This is a genomic window from Micromonospora sp. NPDC049240, assembly GCF_040647835.1.
Classification (GTDB): Bacteria; Actinomycetota; Actinomycetes; order Mycobacteriales; family Micromonosporaceae; genus Micromonospora.
Genome location: NZ_JBEZCX010000024.1, coordinates 64,129 through 82,234, shown reverse-complemented (window position 1 = coordinate 82,234; position 18,106 = coordinate 64,129). Strand labels below are relative to the sequence as shown.

Below are 18,106 nucleotides of genomic sequence, written 5' to 3'. Positions count from 1 at the left end.
AAGTCCTGGGGGGGATCAATGGTCACATTCGTCGATTGCTGCTGCGCGCCCACCGTCAGTGGAGCACATCCCGTTTCCTGATGGCAGAGACGATGATCATCAATCGTTTCAGCGCGGTCGCAGCGGTCCACGGTGGCCGTCCGGCCCTGCTCGGCGAGACCCACGAGGTCGGTTACGCCGAGTTGGCCGAGACGGCCGGGGGGTACGCTGCCGTGCTCGTCGCCGCCGGTTTCCGGCCCGGCGACCGCATCGCGCTGCTCACCGCGCACGGCGCGCCGACCGTCGCCGCGCTGCTCGGCACGCTGGCCGCCGGCTGCGCGTACGTGCCGCTGGACCCGGGTTTCCCGGTCGCCCGGCTGCGACACATGGTCGCCGCCGCCGACGTCACCGCCGTGGCCTGCGCCGCCGAACACCGCGAACTCGCCCTGACGGTGGCCGACGGTCGTGCCGTGGTGCCCCTGGACGAGGTGCCGCCGGCCCCGCTGCGCCCGGTGCCGGTCGACCCGGACGCGTTGGCGTACGTGCTGTTCACCTCCGGCTCCACCGGCGTGCCCAAGGCGGTCGGGCAGACCCACCGCAACCTGGCCCACGTCGTCGACAACCAGATCGACGCGCTCGCCGTCGGCCCGGCCGACCGGCTCAGCCTGCTCGCCTCGTTCAGCTTCGACGCCGCCATCCCGGACCTCTATCCGGCGCTGCTCACCGGCGCCGCCGTCGTCCCGGTCGACCTGCGCCGGCACGGTCTCGCGTACGCGGTGGAGCAGCTCGATCGGCACGGCGTCACCGTGCTGCACTGCACGCCGACCGTCTACCGCTTCCTGCTCGACACGCTCGACGACCGGCGGCTGGCCACCGTGCGCGCGGTGCTGCTCGGCGGGGAACAGGCCACCTGGGCCGACGCGGCCCGCGGCCGGGACCGGTTCGCCGGCGACTGCGTGCTGGTCAACGGCTACGGCGCCACCGAGATGACGTTCGCCGCCCGGCACGTGCTGCCGCTGTCCGAGGTGGACCCGGCCAGGGTCGGGCCGCTGCCGGTCGGCCACGCGTTCCCCGGCTACCGCCTCGACCTCGACCCGGGCACCGGCGAGATCGTGGTCCGCAGTCGGCACCTCGCCCCCGGCTACCTCAACCAGGACAGCGACCGGTTCGCCACGGACGCCGACGGGACGCGGTCGTACCGCACCGGCGACCTCGGCGCGCGGCTGCCCGGCGGTGAACTGGTCTGCCTGGGTCGGCTCGACCGGCAGGTCAAGGTGCGCGGGCACCGGGTGGAGCTGACCGAGATCGAGACCGTGCTCGCCGCCCAGCCCGGCGTCGCCGGGGTCCGCGCCATCGCCCGCGACGGCGAGCTGCTCGCGTACGCCCGCCCGGCCGGCACCCGCCCCGACCCGGCGGCGCTGCGCGCGGCGCTCGCCGCCGCGCTGCCCGACTACGCCGTGCCGCGCGCGGTGGTCGTGGTGGACGAGTTCCCGCTCACCGTCAGCGGGAAGGTCGACGAGCGGGCGCTGCCCGACCCGGTCGTCGAGGTGCCCGCCGAGGCGGCGCCGGCCACCGACACCGAACGCCTCGTGCACGACATCTGGTGCGCGGTGCTGGGCCGCCCGGCGGTCGGCCGCACCGACAGCTTCTTCGACGTGGGCGGGCAGTCGCTGCTGCTGGGCCTGGTGCAGCAGCAGATCGCCGAGCGGTTCGGCGTCCGGCTGCCGATGCTGCGCCTGTTCGACCACCCGACCGTGGCCACCCAGGCGGCGCTGCTCGACGCGCCGCCGGAGGCGGTCCGCGCCCCGGTGCTGCCCGCGCCAGCCGCGCCGGTCAGCGCCTCCCGCGAGTACACCGGCGACGAGATCGCCGTGGTCGGGATCGCCGGCCGGTTCCCCGGCGCGCCGGACGTGGCGACGTTCTGGTGGAACCTGTGCACCGGGGTCGACTCGGTGCACGACCACACCGACGAGGAGCTGGCCGCGCTCGGCATCGGGCCCCGGCTGCGCGCCGACCCCCGACACGTCCGCGCCGCCGGCCGGCTCGACGGGGTGGCCGACTTCGACGCCGAGTTCTTCTCCTTCGGCGCCGACGAGGCCGCCCGCACCGATCCGCAGCACCGGCTCTTCCTGGAGACCGCGTGGGAGGCGCTGGAGGACGCCGGGCACGATCCGCAGCGCTTCCCCGGGCTGGTCGGCGTCTACGCGGCCACCTCCGCCAACCGGTACTTCCTGTTCCATCTGATGGACAACCCGGCGGTGGTCGGCGACGTCGACCCGGACGACTGGGAGGCGCGGCTGGTCGGCCGGCAGTTCCCCGACCACCTGCCCGGCCAGGTCGCCTACCGGCTCGGCCTGACCGGGCCGGCGCTGGCCGTGCAGAGCGCCTGCTCCAGCTCGCTGGTCGCGGTCTGCGTGGCCGCGCAGAGCCTCGCCGACTACCAGTGCGACCTGGCGCTGGCCGGCGGGTCCACGGTCATGTGGCCCCGGCACCGGGCCACGCCGGGCGGGCTCGCCTCCCCCGACGGCCGGTGCCGTGCCTTCGACGAGGCCGCGGAGGGCTCCGGGTTCGGCTCCGGCGCGGGTGTGGTCGCGTTGCGCCGGCTCGCCGACGCGCAGGCCGACGGCGACCGGATCTACGCGATCCTGCCCGGGTGGGCGGTCACCAACGACGGCCCGGACCGGGCCGGTTTCGCGGTGCCCGGCCCGGCCGGGCAGGCCGCCGCCGTGGCCAACGCGCTCGCCACCGCCGAGGTCGCCCCGGGCGAGGTCCGCCTCGTCGAGGGGCACGGCAGCGGCACGCCGCTCGGTGACGCCATCGAGGTGGCCGCGCTGCACGAGGTGTACGCCGGCGCCGCGCCGGCCGAGACGTGCGCGCTCGGCTCGGTGAAGACGAACATCGGCCACCTCGACGCCGCCGCCGGCGTCGCCGGGCTGATCAAGACCGTGCTGGCCGTCCGGCACGGCGTGATCCCGCCGAACCTGCACTTCACCCGCCCGCACCCGGAGATCGACCTGGCCGCCGGCCCGTTCTACGTGCCCACCAAGGCCCGGGACTGGCCGGACGGCGGACGCCGGGTGGCCGGGGTGAGCGCGTTCGGCCTGGGCGGCACGAACGCGCACGTGGTGGTGGAACAGCCGCCGCCGGTCGAGCCGGCCGACCCGCCGGGGGAGGGGCCGTGGCTGCTGCCGGTCTCCGCGCGTACGCCGGCGGCGTTGCGGGCCGCGCTGGTCCGGTTGCGCACCCACCTGGCCGGCACCGCGCCGGCGCTGCCCGAGGTGGCCGCCACGCTGGCGCTCGGCCGCCGGCCGTTCGCGCACCGGGCGGCGGTGGTCGCCGCCGACCTGCCCGCCGCGTTGTCCGCGCTGGACGTGCTGCTCGACACCGACGCCCGGCTCGCCGGCGACGCCGGGCCGCTGCGCGAGACGGCCGCCGACTGGGTGGCCGGCCACGACATCGACTGGGACGCCCTGCACCCCGAGGGCACGGTCCGGCGTACCGGGCTGCCCACCTATCCGTTCCAGCGCCGCCGGCACTGGATCGACCCCGTGCAGAGAGGTCCGCGGTGAACTGGTTCGCCTCCACCGGAAGCCGCCCCGAGGCGCCGGTGCAGTTGTTCTGCCTGCCGTACGCCGGCGCGGGCGCCAGCGCGTTCCGGCACTGGCCGGCCGCGTTCGGTCCCGACGTCGAGGTGTTGCCGGTGCAGTTGCCCGGCCGGGAGAAGCGGATCAGCGAGGACCCGCACTTCACCGTCGCCGAGGTCACCGAGGCCATCGCCGCCCGGGCCGACCGCCCGTACGCGATCTACGGCCACTCGATGGGCGGCCGGCTCGGCTTCGAGGTGGTCCGCGAGCTGCGCCGTACCGGCCGTCCGCTGCCGCTGCGGCTCTACGTCGGCGGCGCCCGCGCGCCGCACGTCACCGAGCCGGGCGGCTTCATCGGGCTGTCCCGGGTCAGCGACGACGAACTGCTGCGCCGCCTCAGCGACGGTGGCGGCCTTCCCGCCGAGGCGTTCAACCACCCGGAGCTGCTGGAGCTGATGCTGCCGCTGCTGCGCGCCGACTTCGGCCGGGTCGACGACTACCGCCACGTCCCGGAGGATCCGCTGCCGGTGCCGATCGTCGCGTTCGGCGGCGACGCGGACGCCGCGGTCACCCGCGCCCAGACCGCCGGCTGGGGCGAGCACACGGCGGCCGGGTTCACCATGCACGAGCTGTCCGGCGGGCACTTCTTCCTGCACGACCGGCTCGCCGAGATGGCCGCGCTGATCCGGGCCGACCTGGCCGCCGCGCCCGGCGCCGCGACGACAGCGCCCGGCGCCGCGACGACAGCGCCCGGCGGCCTGACCACCGCTACCGGCACCTCGACCACCGCGCCCGGCGTCGCCGCCGCCGGGCCCGGCACCTCGACCGCCCGCGCCGGTACCCCGGACGCGGGTCCGGGCCCGGTGCGCGCCGTCGGCCGCGGGACCGCCGGCGGTGCGCACCGGGTGCCGCTCGGGGACACCGGATGGTCCGTGTGGCGCGACGCGATGCTGCGGACCACCGGTTTCCCCGCCGACGGGCTGGTGGCGCTGAGCGCGCCCCGGGCCGCCGCCGCCGCCGACGCGCTGCTGGCCACCGGCACCGGCGAGGAACGGTTCGACACGGAGTTCGACGAGGCGGTGCGCGCCGGCGCCGCGCGGCTCAGCGCGTTGGCCGCCGACCCGCTGCTGCGCGAGGCGGTCACCTGGCAGAACCGGGGCGCCCTGGTCGCGTTGGACGGGCTGGCGCGCGGCGGCGCCGACGCGCCCCGCAACGTGCGGCGACGGGACCGGGAGCGGGCGCTGCTGAAGTACTGGCAGCGCTACTGCGGCAAGAACGAGACGGTCGGGTTCTTCGGGCCGGCCTGCTGGGTCACCGTCGACCCCGACCAGCCGGAGGTTGCCCTGGTCAACCCCGGGGAAGGGCTGACCAGGCGACGGTGGGTGTGGTTCGAGTCCTGGGCGCTGGCCGCGTACGCCGACCGGGTCGGCGCGGACCTGGCGGTCCGCCGCTGGTGGCCGCCGATGCTCCGGCCGCACCTGGCGATCCGGGACCGGGACGTGCTCCGGCCCGGCCGCCCGCCGCTGACACTGACCCCGGTCGAGGCGGCGCTGCTGCGGGCCGCCGACGGCCGCCGCCACGCCGCCGCCCTGGTCGCCGACCCGGCGATCGGGCTGCGCCGGCCCGAGGACGGCTACGCGCTGCTCGACCGGCTGGTGGAACGGGAGCTGATCACCTGGGACGCGGCGCTGCCGGTGAGCCCGGACGCCGAGCGGGTGCTGGCCGAGCGCATCGCGGCGATCGGTGACGAGCCGGTCCGCGCCGCCGCCCGCGCCGGCTTCGACCGGCTGTGCGCCGCCCGCGACGCGGTGGCCACGGCGGCCGGCGACCCGGACTCGCTGCGCGCCGCGCTGGACGCCCTCGACGCCACGTTCACCGAGCTGACCGGTGTGCCGGCGGTGCGCCGCGCCGGCCAGATGTACGCCGGCCGCACCATCTGCTACGAGGACACCGCCCGCGACCTGGACGTGGTCTTCGGCGCCCCGCTGCTGGCCGAGCTGGCCGCCCCGCTCGACGTGCTGCTGCGCGCCGCCCGCTGGCTGGCCAACGCGCTCGCCGACGCGTACCTGGCGGTGCTGCGCGGCCTCCACGACGAGCTGCGCGCCGAGACCGGCGGCCCGGTGGCGCTGGCCGACCTGTGGTTCCTGGCCCAGGGCCTGTTCTGGGGCGGCGGCGAACGGCCGGTCGACGCGGTCGCCGCCGACTTCGCCGCCCGGTGGGCCGGCCTGTTCGGCCTGGACACGCTGCCCGCCGGCACCACCGACGTGCGACTGCGCGCGGCCGACCTGGCCGAGAAGATCGACGCGGTCTTCCCCGGCACCCGGCCGACCTGGTCGAACGCCGCCATGCACAGCCCCGACCTGCAGATCTGCGCCACCGACGAGGCGGCGCTGCGGCGCGGCGACTACACCGTGGTGCTCGGCGAGCTGCACGCCGCCTGGTCCTCGTTCGACTGCGCGGTCTTCACCCCGTCGCACCCGGACGTCGAGCGGCTGCGCGAGGCGCTCGCGGCGGACCTGGGCGAGCGGCGGGTCCGGCTGCTGTTCCCGGCCGACTGGCCGCGCCGCACCAGCCGCACCGCCGAGTCGCTGACCGGTCCGACCGACCGGCAGCTCGCCTTCCTCGACGCGCCCGGCGCGGACCGGGCCCAGGTGCTGCCCACCGTGGACCTCACCGTCGACGAGGCGGACGGCGAGCTGGTCGCCACCGCCTCGGACGGGCAGCGCTGGCCGCTCGCCGAGATCTTCGCCGAGGCGTTCAGCGCGCACGCCGTGGACGGCTTCAAACTGGTCGCCGCCGCGCCGTACACGCCACGGATCACGGTGGACCGGCTGGTGGTGGCGCGGCAGACCTGGCGGACCACGGTCGGCGAGAGCGGCCTGGCCGCCGTCACCGGCGAACGGCAGCGGTTCCTGGCCGTGCGCGACTGGCGTCGCCGGCTCGGGCTGCCCGAGCAGGTCTACGTCAAGCTCGGCACCGAGACCAAGCCTTGCTTCGTGGACCTGGCCGCGCCGGGGTTCGCCGCGATGCTCTGCGCGCTGGTGCGCGCCGCCCGGGTCGACGGCGGCGACGACGTCTCGCTCACGGTCAGCGAGATGCTGCCCGACCCGGAGCAGGCGTGGGTGCCCGACGGCGCGGGGCGCCGCTACTTCAGCGAGCTGCGCCTGCACCTCACCGACACCGGAGCGCTCGTCACCGACAGCGGAGTGGAGGACGCGCGATGAGCCATCTGCTGCCCCTGGGCGAGACCGGCTGGTCGGTGTGGCGGGACGTGGTGCTGCGGACCGCCGGGTTCCCGGCCGCCGGTCTGGACCGGTTCGCCGCGCCCGGGTGCGCGGTCGCCGCGGACGCGCTGCTGGCGGGCGCGAGCAGCGCCGAGGTGTTCGACAAGACGCTGGGCGAGGCGTTCGCCGAGTCCTCCGCGGTGGCCGGCGAACTCGCCGCCGACCCGCTGCTGCGCGAGGCGGTCACCTGGCAGAACCCGGACATGCTCATCGCGTTGGACGGCCTGTTGCGCACCGACCCGCAGGTGCGCAACGTGCGCCGGCGCAAGCGGGAGCTGAGCCTGTTGCGCTACTGGCAGCGCTACTGCGGCAAGGCGGAGACCATCGGCTTCTTCGGCCCGGTCTGCTGGGGCACGTTCGACCCGGCCGTGCCCGGCGTACGGACCGCGCCGGGCGCCGCGCTGGTGCGCCACCGCCGGGTGTTCTTCGAGGCGTGGGCGCTCATCGCCTACGCCGACCGGCTCGCCGACGACCTGGCGGTGCGCCGCTGGTGGGCGCCGGCGCGGCAGCCGCACCTGACCGTGGTCGGGCGGGAGCTGCGCTGGCCGCTGCACCCACCGATCGCGCTGACGCCGGTCGAGGCCCGGCTGCTCGCCGCCGCCGACGGGCGTACCCCGGCGGTGGAGCTGGCCGAGCGGCTGTGCGCCGAGGGCGCGGTGCACGGCGTCGACGACGTCTACCTGCTGCTCGACCGGTGGGTGGAACGCGGCCAGCTGAGCTGGGGCGCGAACCTGCCCATCGCCCCGGACGCGGAGGACGTGCTCGCCGCGCGGATCGCCGCGATCGGCGACGAGCCGGTGCGCGCCGCCACGGCGGCCGAGTTCGACCGGCTCCGCGCCGCCCGCGACGAGGTGGCCGCCGCGGCCGGCGACCCGGACCGGCTCGGCGCCGCGCTCGCCGCGCTCAACGCCGGGTTCACCGCCGTCACCGGCCGCCCGGCCACCCGCAACAGCGGACAGATGTACGCCGGCCGCACGATCTGCTACGAGGAGACCGCCCGTGACCTGGACTTCCAGGTCGGCGCCGCGGTCACCGAGGCGCTCGCCGAGCCGCTCGCGGTGGTGCTGCGCACGGCCCGCTGGTTCACCGTCGAGGTCGCCGAGCGCTGCGCCGGGCTCTTCACCGAGCTGCACGAGGAACTGGCGACCGGCGACGAGCCGGTGCGGCTGGCCGACCTGTGGCTGCTGGCCCAGGGCACGCTGATCGCGTCGGACGGCCCGATCGCCCGGGCCGGCGCGGAACTCACCCGCCGGTGGGCCGAGCTGTTCGACCTGCGTGACCTGCCCGCCGACCAGGCCGAGCTGCGGGTCCGCGCGGCGGACCTGGCCGGGCGGGTGGCGGAGCTGTTCCCGGCGGCGGGGCCCGGCTGGCCGTCGGCCCGGCTGCACAACCCGGACGTCCAGCTCAGCGCCGCGTCCCCGGAGGCGGTCGAGCGGGGCGACTTCCTGCTCGTGCTCGGTGAGCTGCACCCGGCCACCGTCGCGTTCGACAGCGCGGTGCTCAGCCCGTTCCACGGCGACCCGGCGGCGCTGCGCGCCGACCTCGACGCCGACCTGGGCCCGGTGCGGCTGCGGGTGCTCTGGCCGGAGAGCTTCCCCCGGCGGACCACCCGCACCACGTACGCGCTGACCGGCCCGACGGACCGCCAGCTCGGCATCGACACCGCGCACGGCGCCGACGCCGACCGGCTGGTCCCGGCCACCGCGGTGCTGGTGGAGCGCGCCGGCGACCGGCTCACCGCGGTCTTCCCCGACGGCGCCCGCTGGCCGCTGATGGAGGTCTTCGCCACGCTGCTCGGCTCGCTGCTGCTGGACGCGTTCAAGCTGTTCGGCGCCGCGGCGCACACGCCCCGGATCACCATCGACCGGCTGGTGGTGGCGCGGCGCACCTGGCGCACCACGGCCGGCGCGTGCGGGCTCGGCGGTCACGCCGACGAGACCGCCCGCTACCTGGCGGTACGCCGTTGGCGGGCGGCCACCGACCTGCCCGAGCGGGTGTTCGTCAAGATCGGCACCGAGATCAAACCCTGCTACGTGGACCTGACCGGCCCGCTGTACGCGCAGTCGCTCTGCGCCATGGTGGACGCCGCGCTGCGCACCGGCCCGGACGTGCCGGTGGTGGTCTCCGAGCTGCTGCCGGCCCCCGACGAAGCGTGGGTGCCCGACGCCCGGGGCCGCGGCTACGTCAGCGAACTCCGCCTCCAGATCACCGATCCGGCCGAGCACCTGGGAGCACACCGGTGACCCACACCCTGACCGTCAGCGCCGTCTCCGGGCCGGACCTGCCCTGGCCGGACGCCACCCTCGCCGACCTGATCACCGACCGGGCGGCCCGCGTCCCGGACGCGGTGGCGGTGCGCCAGTGGGACACCCGGCTCACCTACCGGCAGCTCGTCGACCGGGCCGCCGGGGTGGCCGCCGCGCTGCGCGCGCACGGCGTCGGCCGCGGCGACCGGGTCGGGGTGTGCGGCGCGCGCACCCCCGACCTGGTGGTCACCGTGGTCGGCGTGCTGCTGGCCGGCGCCGCGTACGTGCCGCTGGAGCCGGGCGGCCCGCGCGACCGGCTGCGGGAGATCGTCCGCGACGCGGACATCCGGGTGGTGGTCGGCGACGCGGCGACGGCCGAGTTCGGCGACGAGCCCGGCGTCGAGGCGCTCGGCCTGCCCGGCCCGGCCCCGCTCGCGCCCTGCCCGGCCCGCCCCGGCGACCCGGCGTACGTGCTGTTCACCTCCGGCTCCACCGGCCGCCCCAAGGGCGTGCTCACCACGCACCGCAACGCGGTCCAGTTCGTCACCGGCGTCACGGCGCTGACCGGGGCGGACGCGTCCACGCACAGCCTCGGCATCGCCTCGCTCGGCTTCGACGCGGCCACCATGGACCTGTTCGTGCCGCTGATCCTCGGCGGCGCGGTGCAGCTGCTCGGCGCCGACGACCGGGCCGACCCGGTGCGGCTCGCCCGGTTCGTCGCCGCGCACGAGGTGAACTGGGGGTTCGTCACCCCCACCGTGCTGGCCCTGCTCGACCCGGCGGACCTGCCGTCGTGGCGGGTGCTGCTCTGCGGCGGCGAGGCGGTCCCGGCCGAACTGGCCGCCCGCTGGGCGCCGGGCCGGCGCTTCCTCAACGGCTACGGCCCGACCGAGACCACCGTGCTGGTGGTCCTCGGCGACCTCACCCCGGCCGACGCCGACCCGGCGCCGATCGGCCGGCCGCTGGCCAACCACCGCGCGTACGTGGTCGACGCAGACCTGCGGCCGGTGCCGCCGGGGGAGACCGGTGAGCTGCTGATCGGCGGGCCGGGCCTGGCCGACGGCTACCTGAACCGGCCCGGCCTGACCGCCGAGCGGTTCGTGCCCGACGAGTTCGGCGCGACCCCCGGCGAGCGGCTCTACCGCACCGGCGACCTGGTCCGGCAGGCGCCGGACGGCCGGATCGTCTACCTCGGCCGGGCCGACCGGCAGGTCAAGGTGCGTGGCCAGCGCATCGAGCTGGGCGAGATCGAGGCGGTGCTGGCCGACCACCCCGGCGTCGAGCGGGCCGCCGTGGAGGCGCTGCCCGGCCCGGCCGGCACCGAGCTGGTCGCGTTCCTCACTCCGGCCGACGCGCCGGACGACGACGCGCTGCGGGCGTACGCCGAGCAGCGGCTGACCACCGCGATGCTGCCGGCCCGGACGGTGCGGCTGGCCGCGCTGCCGGCCAGCCCGGTCACCGGCAAGCTGGACCGGTCCGCGCTGCGCGAGCTGGCCACGGCCGCCGCGCCGGCCCACGACGTGTCCGACGACCTGCCCGACGGCGGCGACCCGGTGGCGGCGGCGGTCCGGCGGGTCTGGACCCGGCTGCTCGGCGCGGCCCCCGCCCCGGACGCCGACTTCCTCGCCGCCGGCGGCAACTCGATCGCCGCGATGCGGCTGGTCGCCGCGCTGCGCGCGGAGACCGGCCGGCAGGTGGACACCCGGGTGCTGTTCACCGACCGCACGTTCGCCGCGCTTGTGGACCGGGTCCGGGCCGCCGACCCGGCCGGCGGCGACGAGCTGACCACCGGCAACCCGCCCACGCTGTCGCCGCCGCAGCGGCGACTGTGGTTCATGGACCAGCTCGCGCCGTCCAGCGCGCCCTACAACATCGCGGTCGCGCACCGGCTGCGCGGGCCGCTCGACACCGGCGCGCTCGGCGCCGCGCTGCGCGCCGTCGCCGAGCGCCACGACGTGCTGCGCTGGCGCATCCCGCAGCAGGGCGGCGTGCCGTACGCGGTCCGCGAGGAACCGACCGACGTGGCCGTGCCGGTGGTCGACCTGACCACCGCCGCCGACCCGGACACCGAGCTGGCCACCATGCTCACGGCCGGCGCCGGGCACGCGTTCGACCTGGCCACCGGCCCGCCCTGGCAGGTCACCGCCTACCGGCTCGCGGCCGAGGAGCACGTGCTGGCGGTGACCGTGCACCACGCGGTCTTCGACGGCTGGTCCGAGGCGCTGCTCTACGACGAGCTGGCCGCCGCGTACGCCCGCGCGCTCGGCCGGCCGACGCCGGGCCGCCCGCCACTGCCCGCCACGTACGCCGACTACGCGGTCTGGCGCGAGGAACGTGACCGGCGTCGGGGCGAGGCCGACCTGGCGTGGTGGACCGGGCACCTGGCCGGCGCGCCGACCGTGCTGGAGCTGCCCCGCGACCGGCCCCGCCCGGCCGTGCAGACGTACGCCGGCGCGGAGGCCGCGGTCCGGCTGGACGCCGCCGCCGACCGGGCGGTACGCGACCTGGCCGCCCGGCGCGGCACGACCGCCGCGGCGGTGCTGCTGGCCGGCTTCGGTGAGCTGCTGCGCCGGCTCACCGGCGGCGACGACCACGTGCTCGGCGCGATCGTCGCGGACCGGCGGCTGGCCGCGTTCGACGAGGTGATCGGCTTCTTCATCGACACCGTGCCGGTGCGGGTGCGCGCCGGCGGCAGCTTCGCCGCGCAGGTCGACCGGTGCGCCGCCGAGCTGCACGAGGTCACCGCGCATCCGGGCGCGCCGCTGGAACGCCTCGTCGAGGCGCTCGGCGTCGGCCGGGACACCTCCCGCGCACCGCTGGTGCAGGTGCTGTTCAACGTGCTCAACTTCGTCCCGCCCCGGCTGGCGCTGGCCGACCTGACCGTCGAGCCGGTGCCGGTGCCGAAGCCCGGCTCGCCGTTCGACCTGACCGTCTACGTGGTGGAGCGGGACGGGCGGGCCGGCGTCGAGGTGGTCTACAACCCGGACCTGTTCGACGGCGACCGGATCACCGCGCTGCTGGCCGACCTGACCGCCCTGGTCGGCGCGCTCGCCGCCGACCCGGACACGCCGGCCGGCGAGGTGGCCCCCGAGCTGCCCCGCCCGGCGGTCCGGGTGGCCGCGCTGGGCGCGATGACGGTGGCCGCCGCCGAGCCGGCCCGGGCGCCGCTGCCGGTCGGGTCGGACGCGCTCACCGGGACCGAGGAGCTGATCGCCGGCATCTGGCGGGACGTGCTCGACCGGGAGACGGTCGGCGTCACGGACAACTTCTTCGACATCGGCGGCCACTCGATGGCGCTCGCCGCCGTGCACGCCCGGCTCGTCGAGGCCACCGGCCGCTCGATCACCATGCTCGACCTGTTCCGCCACCCGACCGTGCGGGCGCTCGCCGCCAGCCTCGACGGCGCCGCCGACCGGCCGGAGCTGGCCCGCGCCGCGATGCGCGCGGCTGCCCGGCGGGGCCGCGCCCGCCGTACCCCGCCACCCCGCCGACCGCACCAGCCGTGATGCCGCAACCCCTTGTGAATGAAGGACCTCCCATGCATAACGACATTTCCGCCGCCGACGACGACGGCATCGAGCCCATCGCGATCGTCGGGCTGGCCGCCCGCCTGCCCGGCGCGGCCGACGTCGACGAGTTCTGGCGCAACCTGGTCGACGGCGTGGAGTCGACGACCGAGCTGACCCGTGAGGAGCAGCTCGCCCGGGGCGTCAGCGCCGACGAGGTCGACGACCCGAGCTGGGTGAACCGGGCCCCGCTCGTCGACGGCTACGACGAGTTCGACGCCGGCCTGTTCGGGATGACCGCCCGCGAGGCCGAGACCACCGACCCGCAGCACCGGCTGTTCCTGGAGACCTGCTACACCGCGTTGCAGGACGCCGGCTACGACCCGGGTCGCTACGACGGCGCGGTCGGCGTCTACGCCGGCAGCGGCGGCACCACCTACCTCAACCGCTACGTGCTGCGCAACAAGCGCGTCGGCGGCAACCCGCACGGCGCGGTCTCCATCGCCACCGGCAACTCGCCGAACTACGTGGCCACCAACGTGTCGTACCGGCTGGACCTGCGCGGCCCGAGCATGACCGTGCACACCGCCTGCTCGACCTCGCTCGTCGCGTTCCACCTGGCCTGCGAGGCGCTGCGCAACGGCGAGTGCGACATGGCGCTGGCCGGCGGCGTCAACATCGAGCTGCCGCACGCCGGCTACCTGGGCATGGACGGCTTCACCTCGCCGGACGGCCGGTGCCGGCCGTTCGACGCCGACGCCAACGGCACGGTGTGGGGCAGCGGCGTCGGCGTCACGCTGCTCAAGCGACTCTCCGACGCGATCGCCGACGGCGACACGATCCGCGCGGTGGTGCTCGGCAACGCGATCAACAACGACGGCGCCGGCAAGGTCGGCTTCACCGCCCCCAGCATCGACGGGCAGATGGAGGCCGTCGCCCAGGCCGTCGGGCTGGCCGGGATCGACCCGCGCACCATCAGCTACGTCGAGGCGCACGGCACCGGCACCGCGCTGGGCGACCCGATCGAGGTCGCCGCGCTCTCCGCCGTCTACACCAAGGACACCGAGGACCGGGGCTGGTGCGGCATCGGCTCGGTGAAGTCCAACATCGGCCACCTCAGCCAGCCCTCCGGCATCGTCAGCGTGATCAAGACGGTGCTCGCCATGGAACACGGGCTGATCCCGCCGACCATCAACTACGAGTCGCCGAACCCGGCCATCGACTTCGCCGACACCCCGTTCTACGTGGCGAACACGCTGACCAAGTGGGACGCCGACGGCGGGCCGCGCCGGGCCGGGGTCAGCTCGTTCGGCATCGGCGGCACCAACGCGCACGTGGTGCTGGAGGAGGCGCCGGCCGCGTACCGGGCCGAGCGGCGGGTGCGTCCGGCGCACCTGCTCCAGGTGTCGGCGAAGACCCCGACCGCGCTGGACACCGCCGTGCGCGACCTCGCCGACCACCTGGAGCGCGCCACCGCCGGCGGTCCCGACCTGCTCGCCGACGTCGCGCACACGCTGCGCGTCGGCCGTCAGCGGTACGCCCACCGCGCCGCCGTGGTCGCCGGCGACCCGCAGACCGCCGCCGCCGCGCTGCGCGACAAGCGCAGGGCGCACCGGGGCGTCGCCGACGGTCCGGCCCCCCGGGTGGCGTTCATGTTCAGCGGGCAGGGCGCGCAGTACGCCGGCATGGGCGCCGAGCTGTACGGCGAGGACCCGGCGTTCGCCGCCGCCGTGGACGAGTGCGCCGAGCTGCTCCGCCCCGAGCTGGGCCTGGACATCCGGGACCTGATCCTGGGCCGGGACCCGGAGGCGGCGACGAAGCTCACCGAGACCCGCTGGACCCAGCCGGCCCTGTTCACCGTCGAGTACGCGCTCGCCGCCGCCTGGCGGGCCGCCGGCGTCACCCCGGCCGCGATGGTCGGCCACTCGATCGGCGAGTACGTCGCCGCCACGCTCGCCGGCGTGCTCGACCTGGCCGACGCGCTGAAGGTGGTGGCCGCCCGGGGCCGGCTCATGCACGCGCTGCCGGCCGGGTCCATGCTGGCCGTCACGCTCGACGAGTCGGCGGTGGCCGAGCGGCTGCCGGAGGGCCTGTCGGTGGCGACCGTGAACGGCCCCGGCACCTGCGTGGTGGCCGGCGAGACCGCGCTGGTCGAGGCGTTCGCGGAGAGCCTGGGCAGCAAGCAGAAGTCGAAGCTGCTGCGCACCTCGCACGCGTTCCACTCGCCGATGATGGACCCGATCCTGGACGAGTTCACCGCGTTGATGGCGAGCGTGCCGCTGCGCGCGCCGGCGGTGCCGTTCGTGTCCAACGTGACCGGCACCTGGATCACCGAGGCGGAGGCCACCGACCCGGCGTACTGGGCCGCGCACCTGCGCCGGCCGGTCCGCTTCGGTGCGTGCGTGGCCACGCTGCTCGCCGAGGGCACCTGGGCGCTCGTCGAGTGCGGCCCCGGCCGGCAACTGGCCAACCTGGCCCGGATGCAGGTCGCGAAGGCCGGCGAGGCGCAGCGCGCGCTCACCCCGCTGGGCAGCCTGCCCGGCCCGGGGGAGCCGACCGGTGACCTGGCCACGCTGCTCGGCACCGCCGGCGCGCTGTGGTGTGCCGGCGTGCCGGTGACGCTCGCCGTCGACCCCGACGCCCGGCGGGTGCCGCTGCCCACGTACCCGTTCGAGCGTCGCCGCTACTGGGTCGAGCCGGACCCGGTGGAGCAGGTGGCGGCGGCCCCGGCCGAGACCGGCCCGCGCCCGCTGCCGGAGTGGTTCGCGGTGCCGGTGTGGCGGCAGGCCGCGCCGGCCCGGACCGTCGAGCCGCTGGGCCGGTGCCTGGTGCTGGCCGACGGCCCGCGCGGCGAGGCGCTCGTCGCGGCGTTGCGGGCCGCCGGCGACGACCCGGTCGAGGTACGCGTCGGCGGCGTGTTCGCCGCCACCGCCAACGGCTTCCGGCTGCGCCCCGGCGCCCGCGAGGACGCCGAGGCGCTGGTCGCCGCGCTCGGCGCGGACCTGCCCCGGCGGATCGTGCACGCGTTCGCGCTGGACGGCGAGCCGGCCGGCACCGACATCGCCGCCGCCTGGGCCGCCCAGGAGCGTGGCTTCTTCGGCGCGCTGCACCTGGTGCAGGCGCTCGCCGGCGCCGGCCTGACCGGCGACGAGGCAGGCGTCCGGCTCGACCTGGTCACCGCCGGCATCGGTGACGTGCGCGGCGACGACCTGGTCCGGCCGGAGCACGCCGCGCTGGCCGGTCTGGCCCGGGTGCTGCCGGCCGAGCTGCCCGGCCTGACCGTCCGGCTGCTCGACGCCGACCCGGCGGCGCGCGGCGTGGCCGCCCTCGCGGTGGAGCTGCGCAGCCCGGTCGACCCGGAGCACCCGGAGGTGGCGCTGCGCCGCGACCGGCGCTGGGTGGGCGGCTACGAGCAGGTGACCGTGGCCGCCGAGGAGGAGCCGGGCGTGCTGCGCGAGGAGGGCCGCTACCTGATCACCGGCGGGCTCGGCGGCATCGGCGTCACGCTGGCCGAGGACTTCGCCCGCCGGGCCCGCGCCAAGCTGGTGCTGCTGGCCCGCTCCGGTCTGCCCGAGCGCGAGGACTGGGACGCGCACCTGGCGGTGCACGGCGGCGCCGACCGGGCCGGCCGGGCCATCGCGGCCATCCGCCGGATGGAGGCGGCCGGCGCCGAGGTGCTGGTGCTCGCCGCGGACGTCACCGACGCGGACGACCTGCGTCGGGTCCGCGCGGAGGCGGAGCGCCGGTTCGGCGGGCTGGACGGCATCGTGCACGCCGCCGGCCTGCCCGGCGGCGGCATGGCCGAGGTCAAGGAGCGGGCCGAGGCGGAGCGGGTGCTCGCCCCGAAGCTGGCCGGCACGCTGGCCCTGGCCCAGGTCTTCGGCGACCTGCCGCTGGACTTCGTGGTGCTCTGCTCGTCGATCACGGCGGTGATCGGCGGCTTCGGTCAGGTCGACTACTGCGCCGCGAACAACGTGCTGGACGCGTTCGCGCGCTCCGGCGCCGGGTTCCGCGCGCCGGTGGTGTCGCAGAACTGGGGCGGCTGGGCCGAGGTCGGCATGGCCGTGGAGACGGCCGCGCCGGCCGCGTTCCGGGCCGCCGGTCGGGACACCCTGACCAGCCCGGTCACCCACCCGGTGCTGACCACCATGGTCACCGGCCCGGACGGCGCCGTGCTGCACGGCCTGGTCGCGGCCGACACCCACTGGCTGCTCGACGAGCACCGGATCGGCGGGGTGCCGGTGGTGCCGGGCACCGCCCACCTGGAGTCGGTGCGCGCCGCCGTGGTCGCCGCGCTGCCCGCGCCGGCCCCGGACGCCGCGGTGGAGCTGCGTGACGTGGTCTTCCTGGAGCCGTTCTCGGTGCCGGACGGCACCGTCGCGCAGTACCGGGTGGAGCTGGCCCCGACCGAGGAGGGCGTGGACTTCACCGTGGCCAGCCTCGCCGCCGGCCGGCTGCGCGCCCACGTGCGGGGCACGGCCGGCTGGACCACCGAGCCCGCGCCGCCGGCCGCCCCGGCCGAGGTGGCCGGCCGGCGGGTCGACGACGACGCCTCGTTCGGCCGGGGCCGCACCAGCATGCTCACGTTCGGGCCGCGCTGGGCGGCGCTGGCCGAGCACCACCTCGCCGACGGCGAGGAACTGGCCCGGGTGGAGGCGCCCGCCGCGGCGCTGGCCGACCTGCCGTCCTGGGGGCTGCACCCGGCGCTGCTCGACGTGGCCACCGCGTTCGGTCGGGGGCAGGGCGACGGCACGTACCTGCCGCTGTCGTACGGCCGGATCACGGTGCGCGGGACGTTGCCGGCGACGTTCCACAGTCACCTGCGGCACCGGCCCGCCGCCACCGACGAGGTGGTCGCCGCCGACCTGTCGCTGCGCGACCCGGACGGTCGGGAACTGGTCGCGATCAGCGACTTCGTGCTGCGCCGGGTCGACCAGAGCGCGGTCACCGGCAACCTCGCCGAGACCCCGGCGACGGCCGACGCGCCGGACGCGGTCACCGAGGACATCCGGCCGGTCGACGGCGCGGAGGCGTTCCGCCGTAGCCTCGGCGCCGGCCTCGGCGCGCAGGTGGTGATCGCCACCCGCACCGTCGCCGACATCCGGCGCCGGGCGGCCCGGGTCACCACGGACAGCCTGGCGGAGGAGACCGACGCCCCGGTCGGCGCGCCGGCCGCCACCGGCGGCGGCTCGGCCGCACCGCGTACCGAGCTGGAGAAGACCGTCGCCCAGGTGTGGCGGGACGGCCTCGGCGTCACCGACGTCGGCGTGGACGACGACTTCTTCGCCCTCGGCGGCAACTCGCTGGTCGCCGTGCAGCTCATCGCCGCGATGCGCAAGGCGACCGGGGTGCGGCTGCCGATGCGCAGCCTCTTCGAGACGCCCACCGTGGCCGGCCTGGCGGCCCGGATCGAGGAGCTGCGCGCCGAGGCGCCCGCCGACCAACCGGCCGCCCCGGCGGCGATCCCGGCCATTCCGCGGCTGCCCCGCGGCTGACATCCCCCCGAC

5 protein-coding genes are annotated in these 18,106 nt (G+C 76.8%); all 5 read left to right on the top strand.

Going from position 1 to position 18,106, the window contains the following annotated elements:
* The first annotated feature begins 80 nt into the window (after positions 1 to 80).
* Genes AB0B02_RS28205 through AB0B02_RS28185 form a run of 5 tightly spaced genes read left to right on the top strand, consistent with a single transcriptional unit; the run spans position 81 to position 18,094 of the window.
* On the top strand, positions 81 to 3,548 hold the full coding sequence (locus tag AB0B02_RS28205; protein ID WP_357305288.1) for an AMP-binding protein: 3,468 nt from the start codon (positions 81 to 83) through the stop codon (positions 3,546 to 3,548).
* Complete coding sequence (locus AB0B02_RS28200; protein WP_357305285.1) at positions 3,545 to 6,787, top strand: thioesterase domain-containing protein; 3,243 nt, start codon at positions 3,545 to 3,547, stop codon at positions 6,785 to 6,787. The genes AB0B02_RS28205 and AB0B02_RS28200 overlap by 4 nt, the downstream gene beginning before the upstream one ends.
* Positions 6,784 to 9,090 carry a lantibiotic dehydratase gene (locus tag AB0B02_RS28195; protein WP_281940516.1) on the top strand — a complete coding sequence of 769 codons (2,307 nt, stop codon included), beginning with the start codon at positions 6,784 to 6,786 and terminating at the stop codon, positions 9,088 to 9,090. Before AB0B02_RS28200 ends, AB0B02_RS28195 begins: the two co-directional genes overlap by 4 nt.
* The gene (locus tag AB0B02_RS28190) at positions 9,087 to 12,599 is read left to right on the top strand and encodes an amino acid adenylation domain-containing protein (protein WP_281940518.1); all 3,513 of its coding nucleotides are present in this window, start codon (positions 9,087 to 9,089) and stop codon (positions 12,597 to 12,599) included. The genes AB0B02_RS28195 and AB0B02_RS28190 overlap by 4 nt, the downstream gene beginning before the upstream one ends.
* A 32-nt stretch (positions 12,600 to 12,631) precedes the next feature.
* Complete coding sequence (locus tag AB0B02_RS28185) at positions 12,632 to 18,094, top strand: SDR family NAD(P)-dependent oxidoreductase (RefSeq protein WP_357305281.1); 5,463 nt, start codon at positions 12,632 to 12,634, stop codon at positions 18,092 to 18,094.
* Positions 18,095 to 18,106 lie beyond the last annotated feature (12 nt).

Excerpts from the sequence above, each read along its gene's own strand:
- AB0B02_RS28205 (WP_357305288.1), top strand. The coding sequence starts at position 81 with ATGGCAGAGACGATGATCATCAATCGTTTCAGCGCGGTCGCAGCGGTC.
- AB0B02_RS28185 (WP_357305281.1), top strand. The coding sequence starts at position 12,632 with ATGCATAACGACATTTCCGCCGCCGACGACGACGGCATCGAGCCCATC.
- AB0B02_RS28195 (WP_281940516.1), top strand. The coding sequence starts at position 6,784 with ATGAGCCATCTGCTGCCCCTGGGCGAGACCGGCTGGTCGGTGTGGCGG.